The sequence below is a fragment of the Enterococcus ratti genome (assembly GCF_001886195.1).
Lineage (GTDB): Bacteria > Bacillota > Bacilli > Lactobacillales > Enterococcaceae > Enterococcus_B > Enterococcus_B ratti.
The window spans coordinates 107,402-127,613 of sequence record NZ_JXLB01000001.1; the positions used below are offsets into that span (position 1 = coordinate 107,402).

Annotated in this window: 20 protein-coding genes and 1 pseudogene; 11 read left to right on the forward strand and 10 right to left on the reverse strand. The window is 32.7% G+C overall.

The features are described from left to right. The first annotated feature begins 80 nt into the window (after positions 1 to 80). From RV14_RS00495 to RV14_RS00525, 7 genes are all read left to right on the forward strand, one after another. A complete protein-coding gene (locus tag RV14_RS00495; protein ID WP_071854404.1) occupies positions 81 to 689 on the forward strand; it encodes a hypothetical protein in 609 nt (202 codons plus the stop codon). 369 nt (positions 690 to 1,058) lie between these two features. Beyond that, positions 1,059 to 2,108 carry a tryptophan ABC transporter substrate-binding protein gene (gene trpX / locus RV14_RS00500; protein WP_071854405.1) on the forward strand — a complete coding sequence of 350 codons (1,050 nt, stop codon included), beginning with the start codon at positions 1,059 to 1,061 and terminating at the stop codon, positions 2,106 to 2,108. Further along, positions 2,105 to 2,986, forward strand: a complete 882-nt coding sequence (locus tag RV14_RS00505) for an ABC transporter permease (protein ID WP_071854406.1) — start codon at positions 2,105 to 2,107, stop codon at positions 2,984 to 2,986. Before trpX ends, RV14_RS00505 begins: the two co-directional genes overlap by 4 nt. Before the next feature lie 2 nt (positions 2,987 to 2,988). Beyond that, positions 2,989 to 3,759, forward strand: coding sequence for an ABC transporter ATP-binding protein (locus RV14_RS00510; RefSeq protein WP_071854407.1), 771 nt, complete (start codon positions 2,989 to 2,991; stop codon positions 3,757 to 3,759). Between the two features lie 252 nt (positions 3,760 to 4,011). Next, on the forward strand, positions 4,012 to 4,890 hold the full coding sequence (aroE, locus tag RV14_RS00515; protein ID WP_071854408.1) for a shikimate dehydrogenase: 879 nt from the start codon (positions 4,012 to 4,014) through the stop codon (positions 4,888 to 4,890). A 97-nt stretch (positions 4,891 to 4,987) separates the two neighbouring features. Beyond that, the gene (locus tag RV14_RS00520; protein WP_071854409.1) at positions 4,988 to 6,175 is read left to right on the forward strand and encodes an LCP family protein; all 1,188 of its coding nucleotides are present in this window, start codon (positions 4,988 to 4,990) and stop codon (positions 6,173 to 6,175) included. A gap of 163 nt (positions 6,176 to 6,338) precedes the next feature. Next, the gene (locus tag RV14_RS00525) at positions 6,339 to 6,695 is read left to right on the forward strand and encodes a type II toxin-antitoxin system death-on-curing family toxin (protein ID WP_245785425.1); all 357 of its coding nucleotides are present in this window, start codon (positions 6,339 to 6,341) and stop codon (positions 6,693 to 6,695) included. Positions 6,696 to 7,248: 553 nt separating this feature from the next. Here RV14_RS00525 and RV14_RS00530 read toward each other — a convergent pair. The 8 genes from RV14_RS00530 to RV14_RS00565 form a co-directional block, all read right to left on the reverse strand. Then, positions 7,249 to 7,500: a hypothetical protein gene (locus RV14_RS00530; protein ID WP_071854410.1), complete on the reverse strand. Its 252-nt coding sequence runs from the start codon at positions 7,498 to 7,500 to the stop codon at positions 7,249 to 7,251. 711 nt (positions 7,501 to 8,211) lie between these two features. Then, entirely contained in the window at positions 8,212 to 9,156 is a 945-nt protein-coding gene (locus RV14_RS00535; RefSeq protein WP_071854411.1) for an L-lactate dehydrogenase, read from the reverse strand. Between the two features lie 308 nt (positions 9,157 to 9,464). Next, positions 9,465 to 9,695, reverse strand: a complete 231-nt coding sequence (locus RV14_RS00540; protein ID WP_071854412.1) for a hypothetical protein — start codon at positions 9,693 to 9,695, stop codon at positions 9,465 to 9,467. A gap of 359 nt (positions 9,696 to 10,054) precedes the next feature. After that, positions 10,055 to 10,342: an rRNA processing protein gene (locus tag RV14_RS00545; protein WP_071854413.1), complete on the reverse strand. Its 288-nt coding sequence runs from the start codon at positions 10,340 to 10,342 to the stop codon at positions 10,055 to 10,057. A gap of 147 nt (positions 10,343 to 10,489) precedes the next feature. Beyond that, complete coding sequence (locus tag RV14_RS00550) at positions 10,490 to 11,068, reverse strand: SGNH/GDSL hydrolase family protein (protein WP_071854414.1); 579 nt, start codon at positions 11,066 to 11,068, stop codon at positions 10,490 to 10,492. 178 nt (positions 11,069 to 11,246) lie between these two features. Next, positions 11,247 to 11,849, reverse strand: coding sequence for a TetR/AcrR family transcriptional regulator (locus RV14_RS00555; RefSeq protein ID WP_071854415.1), 603 nt, complete (start codon positions 11,847 to 11,849; stop codon positions 11,247 to 11,249). Next, positions 11,842 to 12,540, reverse strand: coding sequence for an ABC transporter ATP-binding protein (locus RV14_RS00560; RefSeq protein WP_071854416.1), 699 nt, complete (start codon positions 12,538 to 12,540; stop codon positions 11,842 to 11,844). Before RV14_RS00560 ends, RV14_RS00555 begins: the two co-directional genes overlap by 8 nt. A gap of 5 nt (positions 12,541 to 12,545) precedes the next feature. Then, positions 12,546 to 13,619 (reverse strand): ABC transporter permease, encoded by a 1,074-nt coding sequence (locus RV14_RS00565; RefSeq protein ID WP_071854417.1) that lies wholly within the window; start codon positions 13,617 to 13,619, stop codon positions 12,546 to 12,548. A 227-nt stretch (positions 13,620 to 13,846) separates the two neighbouring features. Here RV14_RS00565 and RV14_RS00570 point away from each other — a divergent pair. The 4 genes and pseudogenes from RV14_RS00570 to RV14_RS00585 all read left to right on the forward strand — a co-directional run. Further along, positions 13,847 to 14,245: pseudogene (locus RV14_RS00570) on the forward strand (response regulator transcription factor); the annotation flags it as partial. Positions 14,246 to 14,247: 2 nt separating this feature from the next. After that, the gene (locus RV14_RS00575) at positions 14,248 to 15,543 is read left to right on the forward strand and encodes a sensor histidine kinase (RefSeq protein ID WP_071854418.1); all 1,296 of its coding nucleotides are present in this window, start codon (positions 14,248 to 14,250) and stop codon (positions 15,541 to 15,543) included. 164 nt (positions 15,544 to 15,707) lie between these two features. After that, positions 15,708 to 16,709 carry a tyrosine-type recombinase/integrase gene (locus RV14_RS00580; RefSeq protein ID WP_071854419.1) on the forward strand — a complete coding sequence of 334 codons (1,002 nt, stop codon included), beginning with the start codon at positions 15,708 to 15,710 and terminating at the stop codon, positions 16,707 to 16,709. A gap of 170 nt (positions 16,710 to 16,879) precedes the next feature. Beyond that, positions 16,880 to 18,400 carry an AMP-binding protein gene (locus RV14_RS00585; RefSeq protein WP_071854420.1) on the forward strand — a complete coding sequence of 507 codons (1,521 nt, stop codon included), beginning with the start codon at positions 16,880 to 16,882 and terminating at the stop codon, positions 18,398 to 18,400. Positions 18,401 to 18,524: 124 nt separating this feature from the next. On the opposite strand, the gene RV14_RS00590 is transcribed toward RV14_RS00585, so the two are convergent. After that, on the reverse strand, positions 18,525 to 19,616 hold the full coding sequence (locus RV14_RS00590; RefSeq protein ID WP_071854421.1) for a hypothetical protein: 1,092 nt from the start codon (positions 19,614 to 19,616) through the stop codon (positions 18,525 to 18,527). Positions 19,617 to 19,807: 191 nt separating this feature from the next. Further along, positions 19,808 to 20,128: a hypothetical protein gene (locus tag RV14_RS00595; protein WP_071854422.1), complete on the reverse strand. Its 321-nt coding sequence runs from the start codon at positions 20,126 to 20,128 to the stop codon at positions 19,808 to 19,810. Positions 20,129 to 20,212 lie beyond the last annotated feature (84 nt).

Below are 20,212 nucleotides of genomic sequence, written 5' to 3' on the forward strand. Positions count from 1 at the left end.
AAAAAAATGGAATGTTCTTTAATTATATTTTTCATATCTAGACAAAACTTAGGTATAATAAAATAAAAAGAGGAAAGAAGATGATCGTTATTTGGAAAGAAGCAGACAAAAAAATAAAAAGCAGCTATCATTATTTTTTGAATGACTTTGATGAACGGCCTAAAAAATATTTTCGATGCGGTTTTTTTGTTTTACTTGCTTCGTTGATTGTGACGGTTATAATGTTTGTTTTTCCTTCAAAAATCCGGCAAGCACAAATTGATAGTGTGGTTTACGCAACTATTTCTTCGTCAAAACTTAGACCATTAAATATAAACGAAGCATCAGAAACGATTAAAGAAAGTACAGCTATTTCTGTATTGTTTAGTGTACCAAAAGGTGAAATGTACCAAGAGTTGATAAAAGTTTTTCATTATTCTAAAAAGATGCAGGAATTAAATCGTCTTATCTACTTTTATCCACTGGTATATGATGTGGATGAATTAGAAGAAAAATACCATCTTAATCAAAATCAAATGACGATTATTTTTTTTAAAAATGGGAAAGAAGCGAACCGATTAACTATCGGTAAGAAAGAACGAAGTTATTTTTCAAATGAATTAATTCCAGAACTTAATCGGTTGCCATTAACCAAATTAAAGAAATTAGAAGATAAGTTAATGCAAGAAGAAACAGGAAAGTCCAAATGAAAGTCAGCCCTAGTGAATTCATGGGAAAAACAGTTGACGAAATGTAAAAATTCCATTAGACTTAAATTAAGAAAAGAAGGAAAGGGTGAACCACAATGAACTTATCAAACCAATTTTTAGCAGGAATTAATCAAATTTGGCGTAACTGGCGTAGATAAGTTGTATTGATGGTGAGTTTTACCTGACCGTAGATACAACTTTTTAGAGTACAAATCTAAAATTTGTATCTATGCTGGATAAGAAAGTTGACTGCCGCATAGATTGAATCTATGCGGTTTTTTTATGTAAAGACAATTGCCGTAAAGGTGATTGTCTTTTTTATTATTCATACAAAAGACTTGTAGAATTAAATGAATAAGGAGGAAAAAAATGAAAAATAAACGATTATTAGTAGTTATTTCACTTATTATGATTTATTTAACAGGAACATTTATTTACGAAAAACTGAATCGTTCATCAGATGATTCAGCTACTGGCTCATCTAAGCAAATGGTTTCTGTTGGAGTGTTGCAATATGTGAGTCATCCGGCATTGGACGATATTTATCGAGGAATCAAAGAGGGACTAAAAGAAGCTGGACTGGAAGAAGGAAAAAACTTAACAATTCACTTTCAAAATGGTCAAGCAGATCAAAGTAAATTAGCTACGATGAGTCAACAATTGGTTCAAGCAGACCCAATGGTACTTATAGGGATTGCTACACCGGCAGCACAATCTTTAGCAAACGTTACAAATTCAATCCCGCTTGTTTTAGGCGCTGTAACTGATCCAGTAGGTGCGGGCTTAGTAAAATCATTAAAAGAACCTAGCGGTCATATCACAGGCGTATCCGATCAGCCGCCTGTTGAAGCGCAGATAAAATTAACTAGTGAAATTTTACCAAAAGCGAAGAAAGTTGGAATTTTATATGCTTCTTCAGAAGATAATTCCAAATATCAAGTGAGTCAAGCAGAAGCAGCGATAAAAAAACAAGGAATGACTTCAGTAAAATATGCAGTTCCCTCGACTAATGAAATTGCTCAAACCGTCCAAGTCATGAGTCAGAAAGTAGATGTTATTTATATTCCTTTAGATAATACCATTGCCAATGCCATGCAAACGGTGGTGAAAGAAGCAAATAAAGCAAAAATTCCTGTGATACCATCAGTGGATTCAATGGTTGAACAAGGAGGTCTGGCTACTATTGGTATTAATCAATATGATCTAGGAGTTCAAAGCGGAAAGATGGCTGCGGCACTTGCTTTAGGAAAAGAAAAACCGGAAACTACGCCTGTTTATGTTTTTGATAAAGGAGATATTATCATCAATGAACAACAGGCCAACCAATTAGGGATCATCATTCCTGACTCAATTAAATCTAGAGCAAAAGTTGTTTTAAAGAAAATGCAACCACAAACAAAGAAGGAGGAAGATAAATGATTGTATCTGCAATTTCACAAGGGATGCTGTGGGCAATATTAGGTTTAGGAATTTTTATGACTTATCGTATTTTAGATTTTCCAGATATGACTACGGAAGGCTCCTTTCCATTGGGAGGAGCGGTATGTGTTACGGCTATTACTCATGGCTTGTCACCATTTTTTGCAACAACTCTCGGGATATTGGCAGGTATGGCGGCAGGATTAATCACTGGTTTGCTTTATACGAAAGGAAAGATTCCCGTAATTCTTGCTGGAATTTTAGTCATGTCAGGGTTGAATTCGGTGATTTTATTTATAATGAAAACGCCCAATCAATCCTTATTGAATTATCCAATTTTGCAAGATATGTTTCAACGTTATCATTTTCCTGACTATTTTGATACAGTTTTCCTTGGCTTGCTGATTTTAGTGTTGTTAATTAGTGTTTTATTATTCTTTTTTAATACTGATTTAGGTCAAGGATATATTGCTACCGGAGATAATGAAACAATGGCTCGTTCCTTAGGAGTTAAGACTGATCGGATGAAAATTTTAGGTTTAACTCTTTCAAACGGTGTCATTGCGTTATCAGGAGCGTTGATTGCTCAAAATGATGGCTATGCAGATGTGAATAAAGGGATTGGTGTGATTGTTATCGGCTTATCTTCCATTATTATTGGGGAGGTAATTTTCCATGAGCTAACTTTAGCAGAGCGCTTGATTGCAATTGTTGTTGGAAGTATCATTTACCAATTATTAATTTTACTAGTCATTAAGCTTGGTTTTAACACAACATATCTTAAATTATTTTCCGCAATTATTTTAGCAATTTGCTTAATAATTCCACAATTAAAAAATGCTTTGAAACTTAAAACAGGATTTGAGAAGGAGGTTTAGTTATGACTGCGATTCTTACAATTAAAAATGGAGAAAAAGTGGTGAGCAATGGAACACACGAAAAAAAAGTACTATTAGAAGCGATTAATTTTACAATCTATAAAGGTGACTTTATTACCGTTCTAGGTGGAAATGGTGCGGGAAAAAGTACTTTATTTAATACAATTGCGGGAGCTTTACAGTTAAGTCAAGGATCAATTTCTTTCAAAGATCGAGTAATTACAAAAGAAACAGAAGAAAAACGTGCTGTTTTTCTCTCACGCGTATTCCAAGATCCTAAGATGGGAACCGCGCCACGAATGACTGTTGCAGAAAATTTGCTTTTGGCTCAACGCAGAGGGGAAAAACGTTTTTTTCGTCTACGGAAATTAAAGAAACAAAAAGCAGCATTTTATAATCTTTGCCAAGAAGTTGGCAATGGCTTAGAACAACATTTGGATACACCAGCTGGTGAACTTTCAGGAGGACAGCGTCAGGCATTGAGTTTATTGATGGCAACTGTTCAAGCACCAGAGCTTCTTTTATTGGATGAACATACAGCTGCGCTTGATCCTAAAACAGCAAAATCATTGATGCAGTTAACAAATCGTCGGATTCAAGAACAACGGTTAACCTGTTTGATGATTACTCATCGAATGGAAGATGCTTTAAATTATGGTAATCGTTTGATTGTACTGCAAAAAGGCAGAATCATAAAAGATTTGTCAAAAAAAGAAAAAGATCAGCTTTCTATGGGAGATTTACTCCAATTTTTTGAAGAAGTTCTTGAATGATAGGTTGTTTTAGTACCATTATGGCAAGATAACGTAGACGTTGTTTTTTGATGTACACGCTTGAGTGAATTAAATTGCCAAAGAGAAGTTGACAAATTATTAAAGTCTCCTTTAAACTTGGTGTGAACTCATCTTAATCATAGAAAAGATAGAACAATGGAATTTTCGAGTAAGCGGAGAAGTACTACCTGATGTCTCGTGTCATTTTTACGAAGATCAGGTTTTTTATTTTATCAAATAGGAGGAAAAAAGATGATTTCCGGTAAAACCAAACTAGCAGGCTTTTTTGCAGCACCTGCTTCTCACAGTTTTTCTCCTATTATGCACAACACGGCTTTTAAATTGTGTGGGATTGATGCAGTCTATCTAGCTTTTGAAGTAGATTGCCATCATTTGAAGCAAGCACTTGAAAGCATTCGTGTTTTGGATATGTTAGGAGGAAATTTCTCTATGCCGAATAAAATAGCTGTCTTGGATTACTTGGATGAATTAAGTCCAGAAGCAGAATTGATTGGTGCGGTCAATACGGTTGTGCACAAAAATCATCAGTTGATCGGTTACAATACAGATGGAATGGGGTTTATTCGTGCGGTAAAAGAAGTCGGACAGACCGTGGTAAATCAAAAAATGATTGTTTTAGGCGGTGGTGGTGCAGCCAAAGCAATAATTGCGCAAATGGCGTTAGAAGGTGCGAAAGAAGTAAATGTCTACAAACGAAAAAATACGACATTTTTTCTATTCAAAGAGTATTTAGCAAAAGTTTCAGAAAAAACTGGTTGTCCTATCTTTCTTCATGATTATGCAAATGAATCCCAACTTGTAAGGGATTTGAAGCAGGCGGATTTGTTAATTAATGCCACAGATATTGGTATGGGAAAAAAGGAAGGATGTTTGCCTCTTTCGCATGCCTCGCTGTTATCTTCAAATTTAACGGTGTTTGATTTAATTTATTCCCCAAGTGAAACTCAATTACTAAAAGAAGCAAAAAAACTTGGTATAAAAGGATATAACGGTTTAGACATGTTGATTCATCAAGGAGCAATTGCTTTTGAACTTTGGACGCAAAAAGAAATGCCTATCGAAGAAATTCGCCGCTGCTTAGGTGTGTATGAAGAGAATAAGGATGTTTAAATCGTTATTTTTTATTAAATTATGGTTATAACAGCTGATTTTATTTTATAAGTATCGTATGCTTGACTTACTTGAAAAACATAGGGGAGGAACCAAGATGAGTCGGATGGATCGCCATAAGAACATCCATAAAAAAGCAAAACCTCTAATTGAAAGGGGGAGTTTTTTTAGACGTGAACGAAAAAGTAAAAAAGATCGCAATAGTTATATAGAACAAGAAAAGACTAAACACCTCTCTCATCAATCTCAGGAATATAAAGCCAAAGAGGAAAAGGGATCGTTTTCTTCTGTCTGGACGCCTTATTTTTCTCAAAAAATGAGTGAAAAGAAAACTTATCAATCAAAAAAGGGCTTTTTTAAGAGGAAAAAAATGCTAACAGATGACCGATCAAAAATGAAACGGTCTTGGAAAAAAATAATCTTAGGTGTTGCTTTATTTTTTGTTTTGTTTTCTGCGTCTTCGTTTTTTGTTGGAAAGTGGATTGCTGAGCATGATACCAGTTTATCAAGTGTTACTGCGGAGAAATTCAAAGGAATGCAATCTTCAAGCGGAGCTCATAATATTTTAATTTTAGGTAGTGATACAAGAGGAGAAGATTCAGGACGAGCGGATACCATTATGTTGTTGCAGTTAGACGGTCCAGCGCATAAGCCAAAATTGATTTCTTTTATGCGAGATAGTTTTGTGACGATACCCGGTGTGGGTCAAAACAAAATTAATTCGGCTTATGCTTACGGAGGCGCTGAATTGGTTCGTCAAACGTTGAAAGAAAATTTTGGACTGGATTGTCAGTATTATGCAAAAGTTGATTTTAAATCATTTGAAAAAGTGATTGATGCGTTGTTTGTGAATGGCGTAAAAATCAAGGCAGAAAAAAGTTTGAATTTAGATGGTGTTGACATCAAAAAAGGAATTCAAAAAATGAATGGGCATGTCCTTTTGCAATATGCTCGTTTTCGAATGGATGAAGAGGGAGATTTTGGACGTGTAAGGCGACAACAGCAAGTAATGAATGCAATATTCAATCAACTAAAAAATCCGTTGAATTTATTTCGTTCTCCTTATGCTGCTGGGAAGGCGATTGGTTATACTTCAACAGATATTCCTTCATTGTTTATGGTTAAAAACCTCTTTTCAATTATGCGAGGAATGGGTGGAATTGATCGCTTGAGTGTTCCAGTAAACGGTTCTTGGAATTTTGGTAATAGCAGTTATGCTGGTAGTATTTTAGTCATTGATAATGAAGCAAACAAAACAGCTGTCAGTCAGTTTTTAAGCAAATAATTTGTAAAGCGACGAAGTATAAAAAATGCTAGTCGCTTTTTCTTAGGTCTTTTAGCCAAAAGGAGCTTTTTGAGCGTACATTAACAAATAGATATTTATTCCGAAAAGTTAGAAAAACAAATAATTCTAAACATTTTTGATAATTAGTATATACTTTTGTATTTTGTATAAAGTAATTGTTCAATATTCTGTTAGTGAAAAAATCGGACTTAAAGATGCAAATTCTTTAGATATGCCGATAAAGCAACCTTTTCAAGCAGACAAAAGAAAATTAAATGATATTACATTTAACATAAAAGCTCAGAAAATTTTTGGAACAGAACTTCCGACTATTTATGATAAGGCAGCAATATTAGTAATTAATCTTGAAAAAAACATCTTTTTCATATTCACAATGGAAACAAATGGACAGCTCTTAGCAATGATTACTTTTTTCAAATTAAATGGTTGTACTACTCATTTTTCTCAAGAAGAAGCAGTTCGATTTATACTCGATATTACAACCAGTTCAAGAATTTGATACGTTAAAAAAAGAAATTACAAGCTTATCTTTGAGAATCAGGTAAAATATAAAAAATCCGTTGATTAAAATATTTTTTATTTACTTGAAGAAGATAGATGATACATAAAGAGAAAAGTTTTATTTTAGTTTACATAATATATATTATACAAAGTAGTTTTAAAGTAGATTAAACGACTTCTAAACTGAATCAAACCAAAAAACACAAAAAAACGTCTCAAATGAGCCGTTACAACATTTTAAAATTATTTTGCATTATCTAACAATAATTGTGTACAAAATTTTTTATATCTATGTATCAAAGCATCTTTTTAGTGAAGGATTTTACTTTTTTTATCGGACTAAAACTCCATTTGTTGTTCAATATCTTTTTTTGCTACAATCACTATTTTGAATCTAAGATTTTGTGTTTCTTCCATAGAAGAATCTCTTTTTCCAATAGGAGAACTTCTTCTCGTCCCATCTTGATTCTTATAAAAATTAGCTAATCTCAGTTGTTCTTGCTGGACTAACTTTTTTGTTCAAAATTATAAAAAATAGATAGGAAGTTCAGTTACTTCATTCGTTGTTTTAGATCATGTAGTTGCTGTTTATAAATATTTTTTTCTGCGGCTGTTTGTTTTGCTTTTTCTACTATATTTTCCAAAAGTTTTTTATTTTCGCTGTACGATTTTCTTTTAGAAGGAATCAACCGATTTACGTCTTTCAATGTTTCTTGCCTAAACATACTCATATTGATATAAAAAGATTCTTTTTCTTGTAAACCAGCAATTTTTGCTCGTAATTTGATTTCTTCTTTTTCCATTTTTTTGTGAACTTCCTTTAAATAAACAAATACTAGATGTTGCTTAACGCTGTTTTTTCTGTCTTACTTATTACGATATGAAAAAATTTTTTATTTTTCAAGAAAGCCATCTCTTGTTCTCTCCTTATCTCCCTATTTTTCTTTACTGTTTAGTTTCATTGAGTGAGTCATTGATTTTCCAATTTTTTCTTGAGTGTCTGGAGTCATTTGTCGATTATTTGTAAGAAAAACACGTTCTACTGTTTTCTCTACCTCTTTTACTGCTTTAGTTAAGCTAGCAAATGACTGTTTTTCTTTTTGATTTTATTGTTTGTTACAGATTGATTGGTAGTTCCCATATGTAAATATTCCTCCATTTCATTTATTATCTTAATCGCAGACCTAAGCTGTCCTTTCCTGTGCATTAACTGAACTAAGAATCTCTCCTCTTTTTTCTTGTTGAACTGCCCCATCTAAGTAAATAAAATAGCACACTATAGATAGATGACAAATAATTTTACAACAACTTTTTCTTCATCAAACATCATTTATTTCTAAAAAAATAAAAAATTTTCTGCTATTATTATTTTCCCATTTTTTATACGAAAATAAGCTAGAGGATATCGAAAATAACTTTTATCTTCGATATCCTCTAGCTTATTGCTTTAATGTTTAACTATTAAACAAACCAAAGCATGAAATTCTTTGGTTTGCTAGCCTTTTTCATTTAAATTATAATACAGTATTTAATACTTTTCTTAATTCACTAACAGATTGATTGAACATTTTTGTTTCTTCAGGAGTAATGGATAGTTCAATCACTTCTCTTACCCCGTTTTCATCAACGATTGAAGGAACACCGGTAAAGATATCTGTTTCACCATATTGACCGTTTAAATAAGCAGAAACAGGTAACACAGCTTGTTCATTATTTAATATTGCTTTCACAATACGCGCAGTACTCATACCAATTCCATAATAAGTTGCTTTCTTTCTATCGATAATTTCGTAAGCTGCATTTTTTACTTTATCGGCAATGATTGTTAAATCACTTTCTTCAATACGATGATCTTTTTCTACAAATTCCATGATTGGTTTTCCACCAACAGTTGTGTGAGACCACGCAGCTACTTCTGAATCTCCATGTTCTCCTAAGATATATCCATGAACGCTACGAGGATCAATTGCTAATTTTAATGCAATTTCTTTTCTAAAACGAGTAGTGTCTAAAGTTGTTCCAGTTCCGATTACTCGAGAAGAAGGCAAGCCAGATTCTTTCCATGCAATGTAAGTTAAAATGTCTACAGGATTTGAAGCGACTACTAAAGCTCCATCAAATCCAGAATTCATGATTTGTTTCACAATATCTCTCATAATATTAGAATTTGTTTTTACTAAATCTAGACGAGTTTGTCCAGGTTTTTGGTTAATTCCAGCAGTGATTACAACTAAATCTGCATCGGTACATTCACTGTAATCTCCTGACCAAACGGCAACGTTTTCTTCTCCCCATGCCATACCATCTAATAGGTCCAGAGCTTCTCCTTCAGCTTTTTCTTGGTTTACGTCAATTAAGACTAATTCATTGGAAATTCCTTGGTTAATCATTGCATAAGCGATACTTGTTCCTACAAAGCCTGTACCGACAATGACTACTTTTCTACTTGTTTTTTTCATAACAATTACACACTCCATTTCATATAGTATGTTATTTTCATGAAAATTATACAGTAAATATAATCATTTATCAATATAATAGATTTTATTATTAATATAATTTTTTTTTATAGAAATGATTTGTAGAACAAAAAAATAGAGACTATATGTATTTATTTTGTATTTATATTTACAAAAAAGGCATTTATATCCAATCATTCTTTTTTTTGATAGAATCTTATGCTGTTTTTGTTCTCTATTCATAAAAAGACTTAGATTATTAATTTTCTAATAATCTAAGTCTTTTTAATATGTATAATTGTTTAGACTTATTTAAATCTTTTATACTGTCCTTGTTTTGAAACTGTTTTTGATGAAAAATTCTTGTTTGCGGGTTTATTAGTCGTTTTTTTACTTAAAAATGCCACGAAAAAAACGAGGATTGCGAGTCCGCCTAAAATTAAGTACATATGATCTGATAAATAAGTAGATAAAAGATCGAAGATATCAGTTTGCGCAACTAAACTTGAATTGACTATCTGCAACCAGAGCTTTTCCATATATTTCCTCCCTATCTTAATACGAAAAAAATTTCATTTCTTCAATATAAAGCATAATATAAAAAAAGATAAAGAAAATAACTTTTTTTTCTTTGGAATAGAAAAAAGGGAGAGCTGAAACGATTGCAAAAATTTAGTTGTGCAACTGATATTAAATGAATAAATGTTTTCTGCATATTTTGCCTATCTTTTGATAACGTGAAGCTTTTAAAAATTAAACTAGTGATCTGTTTTCCTTTCTTTTGTCAATTAAAAGTTGCCTACGAAAGCCCACGAAAAAATTGGACTTTGGTAAGCGTCTAATAGAAATTGCCTATCAATTAAAAATAAATCCAAACAAATAAAAATAGCAAATTACGTTACTTTTGATGCTTGGTAGTAATTTCTTCAAATTTTTCTTTTACTTCTTTGGCTAATTTTTCTACTTCTTTTTCAAAAGCATTTGGTTGAGCAGATGTTTCTTCTTCGACGGAGTTTGAACCAGATAACGCAACTTCTTTTTCTTCGCTAGAATTTGAACCAGATAAAGCTTCTTGTTTGTTTTTTGTTTCGCCAGAATTTGTGCCGGCTAATGCTACTTCTTCTTCTGTTTTAGGCGCCATAGATCCTCTTAGACGTTTACCTTTTTCGTCAGTATAATTTGTCATAAAATTCCTCCTAATATTCATTTATTTTATCGTACCTAAGAAGAAAGCAACTGTCAAAACATGAAGATAGAACTAGAGTCTTTTCTCCTGTTTTTAACAGTTATTCCATATCTGTGTTTAGTTGTTGGATGTATGACTCTTTTTTTATTATTGTTGTTCCTTTATTTGGATGCATTGAGCAATCAATGTACTTAAGAAGTGATAACCTAGTTTTGAAGGATGTAATCCGTCTTCTTGTAAATAAAGAGAAGGATCTTCAAAAGTTTTTTCATAATGATAGAAATCAATAAAGTCGACTTTCATTGACTCGGCTACTTTTTTTGCAATTTTGCCATATTCGATTAATATTTTTGGAACAGTTTGTGTTTTAATTTTTTCATCTACATAACTAGGACCAACTAAAATAATGTGACTATTTCGAAACTGTTGAATCATTTGTTGCAGATTTTTTTGATATGTTTCCTGATTATTTCTTTGATTGATTGCATCATTGATACCTACATTCATGACAACGTACTCGGCTGTTTTTTCTTGCTTTGTGAGTTGGTTTAGTCTTTCAAGACAGCTTGTTGTAGAATCGCCTTTTTTTCCTAAATTGGTGATTGTAAAATCTGTTTTTCCTAGTGAATTAAGAGCATCTGAAAGATAACTGTCTAAAATATGGGCAACTTCTCCTTGAAATAATCCTGCTGCAATGCTATCACCGAATATGATTATTTTTTTCATTTTCTTCATCCCTTTATTTTTATTGCATTTAAAGCCTACCACTTCAAGAGGAAAATAAGAACCCTTTGCGTTCAACTATAAAAAAAAATTATATTGATATAGTTTTTTTTATAAATATATCGATGATAGGATAATTTAGGATTTTCTTCACTTTTATTTTGCAGATAGTCATACGATCTTATTCTCGTCTTTTTAGACCAACTTGCAGCCATTTTACTTTATAATGGTAATCGTGAAGCAACTGTTTTGTTGTCCAAGCGTTTGCAATGCAATCTGTTAAGGAAGTGATGACTAAATCCATAATAAAATATAAAAAACTAAGTGCTTCCTCAGAATCTTTTATTGAAAAATGGTTGATTTTTAAAAGATTAAACCACTCGTGAATCTCTTCGGATTTAGAAGAAGTTATTCGTTTATGCCTAGAAAAATCGTTGCTTTGGGTTAAAAATTGAAGGATACACCAATAATTATTTTTAGTATCTAAAGTACTGCACCAAGCTAGATAATTTTCAATTCCTCGAAAAAAATCTTGTTTGCTTTTATGAATATACTGTAGAAGGTCTTGGTGAATTTGAAGTGAATAATAATGAATCGCATAGGTATAAGCATCTTCTAGATCGTCAAAGTATTTATAAAATGCACCACGAGACATTGCCATATCTTCAACAATATCAGCCACTTTTACTTGACTGATCGGTCGTTTAGAAAAATTTTTCAACAGAACTTCAAGAATTCTTTGCTTCTTCAAAGAAGGCAGATTAATAAATGTTGTTTTAGGCATCTCCTGCCTCCTTTTCAATCATTTCTTCTAACAAATTGCCATCTTTCATTCGATAGACTCGGTCACTCCATTGGATCATGCGAGCATCGTGAGTAACCATGACAGTTGCTTTTTGTTTTTCATGTGCTTCTTTTACAAGTAATTTTATTACGTCGTATGCATGATCTGTATCTAAGCTGGCAGTTGGCTCATCCGCTAAAATTAAACTAGGATCATTAAACAGCGCTCGAGCAATTGCGACGCGTTGCCGTTCTCCACCAGATAAATCTTTAGGGTAACTCTCTTTTAATCTGTAGATATCAAGGGATTTTAACAGCTCATCAATTGTAGCTTCTGTTTTTTTCTGATGACTTACCCGATTGACTAAATAAAATTGTTCTTTGACCTTTAAAAAAGGAATTAAATTTGAACTTTGTAAAATGAAGCCAATTTCTTTAAAACGTAAATCCGCTCTTTTTTTCTCAGATAGATCTGAAAAAGATTGCTCATTGATAATAATTTCACCGGAAGTTGGTGTCTGTAAACCACCACAGATTGTTAAAAATGTACTTTTTCCTGAACCGGATGGCCCAATAATACTAACAAACTCCCCTTGCTTTACCTGAAAATCAATGCCTTTTAATGCAGTCACTTCAGTATGTCCGCTTCCAAATTTCTTGACGATCTTTTTCATTGTTAAAATTTTTTTCATGTCATTTATCCTCCTATTGCTGTAATTGGATCGACTTTTGCAATGGTTCGGATTGAAAATACACCGCCTAATACAGCAACGATTATTAAGATGCCACTATATAGCAACCATTGTGTCCAAAAAGTGGTGAACGGCATAGCATTTGGTAAGATCAAACTTGTTAGATAAGCAGCAAAGATGGCAAGTATGGCGCCTATCATGCCAATGATAAACGATTGAGCAACAAGTGAACGAGCAATAAACGAGTTACGAATGCCTTGTGCTTTCATGACACCAAATATCGCTGTTTTTTGTAATGTGATGACATACATAAAGATGCCAACGACTGCTGCGACAACTAAAAACAAGAAATAGACCATCGCATTCAACGTCATGTTTTGGGCAGAATATCCAGGAATACTTTCAATAAATTCTGGAATTGAAAGCTTTTGCAAGGTTTTGGATGCTCCAGTTTGTGTAAGTGTTGCAGAATTTTTTGTAACGATTGCACTGATTGGTCTCTTTTTTTGTGAAGAAAATGGCTGACTTCCATATTTCAAACGAGTCCATGTTTTTAGATTAGTGTAAATCACAGGTGTTACTGTATAATAAGTTTCAGGAAAAATTCCTACAATAACTAATTCTTGCGTATCACTTCCTATTTTTATTCTATCCCCAATTTTATAATTATTTTTTGCAAGATTTTGAGAAATAATAATTTCATTTTCTTTATTAAAGCAACGGCCTTTACTTAATTTTGGAAGTAAGAAAGCATGATCTTTTGTACCAAAGACTGTGACGTTTTCCTTGTCTTTTCCTTTGATTGCTCCGCTAAATAAACCAATGGGTGCTTTCTCATTTGCTTGGATTTGTTCTAAATCACCTATTGTTAATTGTGAGGCTGCAAAAACTTTATTCGCATCTTCTGATAAAATGATTTCTTGAGCATGCCAATCATTGATTGCTTTTTTAAATTCTTCTGCCAGCCCGCTAGCTAACCCGGATAACATGAAAACCACATAAGCAATTAAGAACATGATTCCAATGATCAATCCATAGCGTAGTTTCGCATATTTTATTTCTTTAATAGCTAAAAACATTGTTTCCCCCTCCTACAATTTTAGTTAGTGACGGTTTGTCACTAATCAATAGAATAGCTTATAAGTGACAATTTGTCACTTAATAAAACTAAAAAAAGTCATCTAATTGTTTTAAGTTCTTCATTTTATATTCGCATTTATGAAAATGATAAGAGAATTTAAGGCTTTAAGTATTTTTTATGTGATTCATGATAAACTAAAGAAAACAAAACAAATGAGGGAAACGAATGATCAAACTTTTAATTATTGAAGACGATAAAATTTTATCAGACAATATCAAAGACATTCTTTCTGAAATGGGCGAGATCAAACAAGTATATAATGGTAGTGAAGGTTTATTTGAATTAGAAAGCGGTACATATGATTTAGCAGTTTTGGATCTGATGTTGCCAGAAATGAATGGCTATGAAGTCTTGACTTATATTCGAAAAAAAAAGAATCAAACCCCGATATTGGTTCTGACCGCCAAAGATGGGTTAGAAGATAAAATCAAAGGTTTTGAATGTGGTGCAGACGATTATTTAACGAAGCCATTTTATCGAGAAGAATTGTTGATGCGAATCAAGGCTTTATTAAGACGTTCTTTGGGCTTATTCAATGAACATATACTTGAACATAAAGAAATTAAATGAATAGGAATATTTTACAAAAGCAGCGTAAAAATTTTTTTGTCGCCAATATCTTAGCTTTTGCCTTGGTTTTCTTTTTATTGAGATTAATCACGTTACAAGTATTGAGTCAATCGGCTTATTGGGAGACTGACTTGTTTTTAAAAAATACAGACGTTCATTCTCAGATTGTGCAGTTGGAAATTGCTCGCTACCAACAAAATAATCCTTTTTTAGATTCGTCTATAAATGAATCAATTACCGATCAGTTCAATACACAAATCGTTTTATGGTCTTCTGATGGTAAAATTTTAAATAAAGAAGAAATCGGCGGTCGATTTAGTCAGATTGAAGAAGTCGTACTTGATAAACAACATCTTAATACGATCCAAACGATCGAGTTGAAACAAGAGGAGAGCGACTCCCTTCTTTCTTTTCGGTCCGTTACAAAAAAAGCTGGTACGAACCAAGGAGACGTGGCTTATATTCAAATTTTAGCAAATACGAATCAAATTAAGCACTCTTTTGCCGATTTTCGCAGGATCATGATCCTTTGTATGGTAATTTTTTGGTTGCTTTCGATTGGTATCAGTTATTACTTATCGAATTTAGCTATGCGTCCGATTCTCGCTTCTTGGAAACGTCAAAAAGAATTTATTGAAAATGCTTCTCATGAATTAAGAACGCCATTGACAATTATCCAAAACAGTCTTGAGCACCTCTTTACTAAGCCAAATCACAGGATCATCGAAGAATCTGAAAGCATTGCACAAGCGCTTTCTCAAACACGAAGACTTTCTGGCTTAACAAGGGATCTTTTAACCATTGCCCGAAATGATTCAAACGAACAAACATTAGAAATAAAAGCTATTCAAACAAACGAATTTTTAGATGAATTAGTTAAACCTTTTCAAGAAATGGCAGCAATTGATCACAAGGAATTTATTTTGCAAAATGAAACACAAGTGATTGTTCGTTTTGATCCGCAAAAGCTTCATCAAGTATTTGTTATTCTTTTAGACAATGCTTTAAAATATACAAATCAACAGGATCGTATCGTAGTGATCTCAAAAGCTAATCATAAAGACTGGTTGATTCATATAAAAAATACAGGACCGACCATCAGTGATGAAGCAAAAAAACATATTTTTGATCGCTTTTATCGGGAAGACCGGTCACGTTCAAAAGAAACTGGCGGATACGGGTTAGGATTAGCGATAGCAAAACAAATTGTGGTACAACATAAAGGGCAAATTATGGTTGCGGATAATTTTCCGCAAGGTGCTGATTTTAAAATCCAGCTTCCTTTAAAATGAATGTTTTCTCAAAACGTCACGTTGATTACCTAAAGATGCTTTTATGTTCAAGCCGTCTTTGCTTTTCTTTTTAGAGAGAAAATGTTTCGTTTTTTATGTTTGCAATTCAGACTTAAAAGCTGTTAAGGTGAAAGAAATAAAAAAGATAAAAAGGGGGATCTTTTATGGATCAAAAAACAAGAAAACATCTTCAAAAAAAACTAAAAGAGCGTTCTGCACAACTTCCTCCTATCTTTCAAGTATTTTTAAATGAAAATCGCACAAAACTTTCGTTAAGCAGTCGTTATGAATATGCCAAAGATTTTCACTTACTTACAGATTATTTGCGTGAAGTATCTGGTAAAGAAGTAACTGATACGCTGATTCTCCAGTTGGAAAAACAAGACTATTTAAATTTCTTAGAAAATATTTACAAGCATACTCGAACGTTTCAGACTACTACATTTCAATCAACAAATCAACAATTTAAAAATGGCTATTATGGTTTATCGAGAAAGCAATACTCATTGAACCATTTTCTGCGTTTTTTGTATCAAAAAGAACTATTAGCGGAAGAATTGTCTTTGTTAGGAAAAAGTCTGCCAGAAACTCCTGACGCAGCTTGGCGATATATGGATGCTTCATTATTTCAACATTTTGAAAACCTGTTTATTCCTGCTAAAGGGTTTAGCTCTGCGCGTGAAGCAAGTTTTGAAAAGAAAAATCGTCCAAGGAATTTAGCGATTGTTGCGGTTCTTTTATATTGTGGATTAAAAATACATGAAGTCGTAGAGTTAAAAAGAAAAGATATTGATTTAACCAAACAAGTTATTTTTCTTACGCGCAAGAAAAATCGACTGAATCAGTCCCCTATTCCTAATGAAGCATTGCCTTTTTTAAGTAGCTATTTAGAAACTTCAAAAGAAGGGACGACGAGTGATTCATTTGTTTTTCGATCGTCACATGAGCAGCAAATTTCACCACGGACGATTCGACAAATTTTAAGTAAAATTACTGTATACAAAAATATTTCTCCAGAATTATGCCGAAAAACTTATGGTTATTATGTTTTTTGCTATTTTGGTGATATGGACATCGTAAACTATCTATATGGGAATCGCTATCTTAATAAACACTCTTTTGAAGAAGTGTATAAAAAAATGTTGGCTTTTTCTTATAAAAATTAAATACTCTATAAAATATAAAGATTATTTTCACAAACAAAACTATTTTTTATTTAGGATTTGTGATAATATTATAGCGAATTTTGTGAAAAAAACGATAAAATTCATAATTAAATATTCTCAACATCTTTTACTTTTTAGTTTGATTAAAAAACAAAATCGGAGTGTGACCCATGAAAACAGTGACTTATTCACCGCTAAATCTTTTTTCAAATTTTCAAGATGCAGCTAATGCAACACCAGACGTTTCTTTCATTTTTGACCAACCTTTAGTTGCTTTTCCTGAGCTTGGATTGAAAAGCACGTATAAAGAAGCTTTGGAGCTAGTTTTAACTCGTGCTTTTCAACTTGCGCGTCTTGGTGTTGGTTTAGGAGACAAAATTATCATTTATAAAAGTTCTGCGTTTGACACTTATTTGCTAGCTGTGGCTTCTAGTTATTTAGGAGCTGTGCCAGTAATGATCTCCCACCACTTTCCAGCTTCTATCTTAGAAGTTTTTGTAAATCGCTTAGAAGACCCGTTCATTTTGTTTGATGATGAGACTGCTGAACGTGTTGCAACTATTTCTAACGGAACAAAAGAAAAACAACTTGCTGTTTCGCATCTTTTGACGCAGCCTTTTCTCTCGGTCGAGCAAAAAAAATTGTCAAACGAAGCTATTTCTTACATAACCCATACATCCGGAACAACCGGTATTCCTAAACTGATTTGTCATTCTGCCTATTCCATGGGTTGGCGAACCAAATGGCAAAAGACAGTGTTTACTAAAATAGCAAAGAAAAAATTAGTTGCTTTTCATATTTCACCGGTTCATTCTCGTTTTAATATCGGTGTCTCTTCATTAATGGCGATGGGATTTCCAATGATGTCATTAGCAGATGCCCGAGGAGAACATGTGGTGAAAATGTTAAAAGCCCATCCTCCCATTGCTTTAGAAACCCATCCCAATAATTTCGTACAATGGAGCTTTACTGCAAGAAAGCATCCGGAAGCTTTTTCAAGTATTCGTTACTATCACTCTACTTTTGATGCCATCAATAATCGAACTATGGAAACATTTTTAACTGCTTCTACAAATAAAAGGGCTATTTTCTTGCAGGTGTATGGCCAAAGTGAATGCGGTCCTATGATATTGAAAGCGCACACTTTAAAAAGTCTTAAATCAAATAATGCAAGAAATATGGGTGTCGGTCTTGGTGAATTAACGAAAGCAAGAATCACAGACAAAGATGGAAATGTTTTACCTTCTAATAAAGACGGACATATTCAATTGTTATCAAAAGGACGGGCATTGACTTATTATAAAGAGGAGGCACGTTTTGAAGAAAACATAGACGGTACATGGTGGGATAGCGGAGATTATGGCAGTATGGATGAAAATGGCTGCTTGTTTTTAAAAGATCGACAAGTGGATTTAATTGATACGATCAATAGTAATTTAGCAATTGAGGATTTTTTGCTAGACTCATTAGAATTTTTATCAGAAGTAGTTATCGTTCGTGACAAACATCATGCACCTCAACCATTGATTGCGCTAGCTCCTGAACAAGAAATGGATTGGGAACGTTGGTGGAAACAAGTTCATGAATTGCCTCGATTAAATCCTCCTATCATTCGGAAATACGAAGATATTCCACGAACGGCAACTATGAAAGTGCGAAGAAAACAAATTGAAAAAGAATTACAAGTCTAAAAAAAATCAACCAATCGTTACATAAAATTTACTAAAGCTACATATTCTTTAAGACGTTCGTTAGAAGCAGAAAATAGTTTCAACCATTTAAGGATTTTCCTTTCTCCTTAAATGGTTGAAAAAGTCAAAGATACCTGTTTTGAAATACTACAATATCTTTTTTTGATAGAGCAGCGTTTTTCTTGCTTGAGCGTTTTTTTGCTCTCTTTTTTGTTTCTTCGAATTTTTTCTTTGCTTGTTCATAAGCATCCTCAGGAAGTTCTCCTAGCATGATTTGTTTGATTGGTGCAGTATTTATTACATCTATTGGGAGTCCTTTTTTTTTAATATTCATTTTCTTTTTACTTGAATACAGATTAAATAAATACCAGAAACATTTTGCTATTTCAGGTTTCATTTCGACCATGGCAGTTACGAATTGTTTACGCATTTCTAATGTATTTTTCCATGTTATAGGTACAGAATTTTTATTGTTCAAAGCAAAAATATTTTTTTGACAATTATAGAGCGCAGTCTTTAATGTGGCTTCAATGTTTCCTACTACACAATTTCCTTTTGGTTGAAAGTTCATCTTGATTGGAAGTTTAATTGGTTTGCCAGAAACTGAATTTTTAACAATAAAATGCAAAATTTCATAAGGTTTCTTATAAAATACGCCATCATCGTTAACATAATAAAGAATGTCATCTCTATCTATTAATAATTGCCGACAAACTGTCGATAGATTTTCTGGAGGAATGGTGACATATGCTGCAGTAGCATCAATATTACGTGTGAATATTGATGCTTTATCTATCATAACGAATTTATACCCGTCATCTTCTTTATAAATCAATGCCCCTGAAGCATGGACAGATAAAAAGATGGAATCAGTGTCTTCACCAACATCATCATTTGTGCAAGGATACATGAGTGGCAGCAACAGAAAATCTGCTGCGTTATTTGAGGTCAAATTTTGTATCGAATGGATCAATTCTTCAGGTTGAGTATAACGATAAAAATCAGTAGTTCTTTTAAGTGAATTAATAATTGCTTCTTTTTTCGTTGAATCAACAAAAAAGTTGTCTTCGTCTTTTTCAATCATTTTAATATAAGCAGCAAATAACAAGGAATAATTGTCTTTGTTATCAAGTAATACCCATCTGTCATTTTCCATTATTCCTAAAGCAAGTCCTACTATTTCTAAATATCGTTGTGAATCATTGAGATAAGGCATATGTATTCTCCTTTAATTTAAATCAGTGGATACGATAAAAATTAAGTATGAGTCAACTTAACTATTTATACTATCATTTGCTGAAGCGTAATTTTTGGAATCTCTTGCACCAGTACCTGATGTTAAATAACTTCAACTCTTATCGCTTCTAAATGAAAGAAATTTAATCGATTATCATGCATGAGATAGGGTTATCTAGATTGTTTATATTCAATTTTATAATGGCGAAGGACTGATTTTGCTGTGCCATTTAATTGATCATTGATACTTATATTTTTTGCTTTATTCAATAGATATTTGAGTGAATATTTCTTTTTTTCATTTAGTTTTCTTTGAGTCTTTAATAAATGATTATAGTTTTTAAGAAGACTCCGATGAAACTTATTGGTAGGCAATATGATTACACTACGGTAATCCCCATTTTTATGTTTATAATTGATTGCTATTGGCGAAAGTTTATCATCAGCAGTCGAAAATTTTGAATACTTGTTATCGTTACCTCTTCTTTTCATTTTTTCTCCTTCATAACAATTTTTTTTTGCGTATTTGTTCCCTATACAACTTTCTTATGAATTTATAAAACATCCCCTCCTTTT

Excerpts from the sequence above, each read along its gene's own strand:
- RV14_RS00495 (WP_071854404.1), top strand. The coding sequence starts at position 81 with ATGATCGTTATTTGGAAAGAAGCAGACAAAAAAATAAAAAGCAGCTAT.
- trpX (WP_071854405.1), top strand. The coding sequence starts at position 1,059 with ATGAAAAATAAACGATTATTAGTAGTTATTTCACTTATTATGATTTAT.
- RV14_RS00505 (WP_071854406.1), top strand. The coding sequence starts at position 2,105 with ATGATTGTATCTGCAATTTCACAAGGGATGCTGTGGGCAATATTAGGT.
- RV14_RS00510 (WP_071854407.1), top strand. The coding sequence starts at position 2,989 with ATGACTGCGATTCTTACAATTAAAAATGGAGAAAAAGTGGTGAGCAAT.
- aroE (WP_071854408.1), top strand. The coding sequence starts at position 4,012 with ATGATTTCCGGTAAAACCAAACTAGCAGGCTTTTTTGCAGCACCTGCT.
- RV14_RS00520 (WP_071854409.1), top strand. The coding sequence starts at position 4,988 with ATGAGTCGGATGGATCGCCATAAGAACATCCATAAAAAAGCAAAACCT.
- RV14_RS00530 (WP_071854410.1), bottom strand. The coding sequence starts at position 7,500 with ATGGAAAAAGAAGAAATCAAATTACGAGCAAAAATTGCTGGTTTACAA.
- RV14_RS00535 (WP_071854411.1), bottom strand. The coding sequence starts at position 9,156 with ATGAAAAAAACAAGTAGAAAAGTAGTCATTGTCGGTACAGGCTTTGTA.
- RV14_RS00540 (WP_071854412.1), bottom strand. The coding sequence starts at position 9,695 with ATGGAAAAGCTCTGGTTGCAGATAGTCAATTCAAGTTTAGTTGCGCAA.
- RV14_RS00545 (WP_071854413.1), bottom strand. The coding sequence starts at position 10,342 with ATGACAAATTATACTGACGAAAAAGGTAAACGTCTAAGAGGATCTATG.
- RV14_RS00550 (WP_071854414.1), bottom strand. The coding sequence starts at position 11,068 with ATGAAAAAAATAATCATATTCGGTGATAGCATTGCAGCAGGATTATTT.
- RV14_RS00555 (WP_071854415.1), bottom strand. The coding sequence starts at position 11,849 with ATGCCTAAAACAACATTTATTAATCTGCCTTCTTTGAAGAAGCAAAGA.
- RV14_RS00560 (WP_071854416.1), bottom strand. The coding sequence starts at position 12,540 with ATGAAAAAAATTTTAACAATGAAAAAGATCGTCAAGAAATTTGGAAGC.
- RV14_RS00565 (WP_071854417.1), bottom strand. The coding sequence starts at position 13,619 with ATGTTTTTAGCTATTAAAGAAATAAAATATGCGAAACTACGCTATGGA.
- RV14_RS00575 (WP_071854418.1), top strand. The coding sequence starts at position 14,248 with ATGAATAGGAATATTTTACAAAAGCAGCGTAAAAATTTTTTTGTCGCC.
- RV14_RS00580 (WP_071854419.1), top strand. The coding sequence starts at position 15,708 with ATGGATCAAAAAACAAGAAAACATCTTCAAAAAAAACTAAAAGAGCGT.
- RV14_RS00585 (WP_071854420.1), top strand. The coding sequence starts at position 16,880 with ATGAAAACAGTGACTTATTCACCGCTAAATCTTTTTTCAAATTTTCAA.
- RV14_RS00590 (WP_071854421.1), bottom strand. The coding sequence starts at position 19,616 with ATGCCTTATCTCAATGATTCACAACGATATTTAGAAATAGTAGGACTT.
- RV14_RS00595 (WP_071854422.1), bottom strand. The coding sequence starts at position 20,128 with ATGAAAAGAAGAGGTAACGATAACAAGTATTCAAAATTTTCGACTGCT.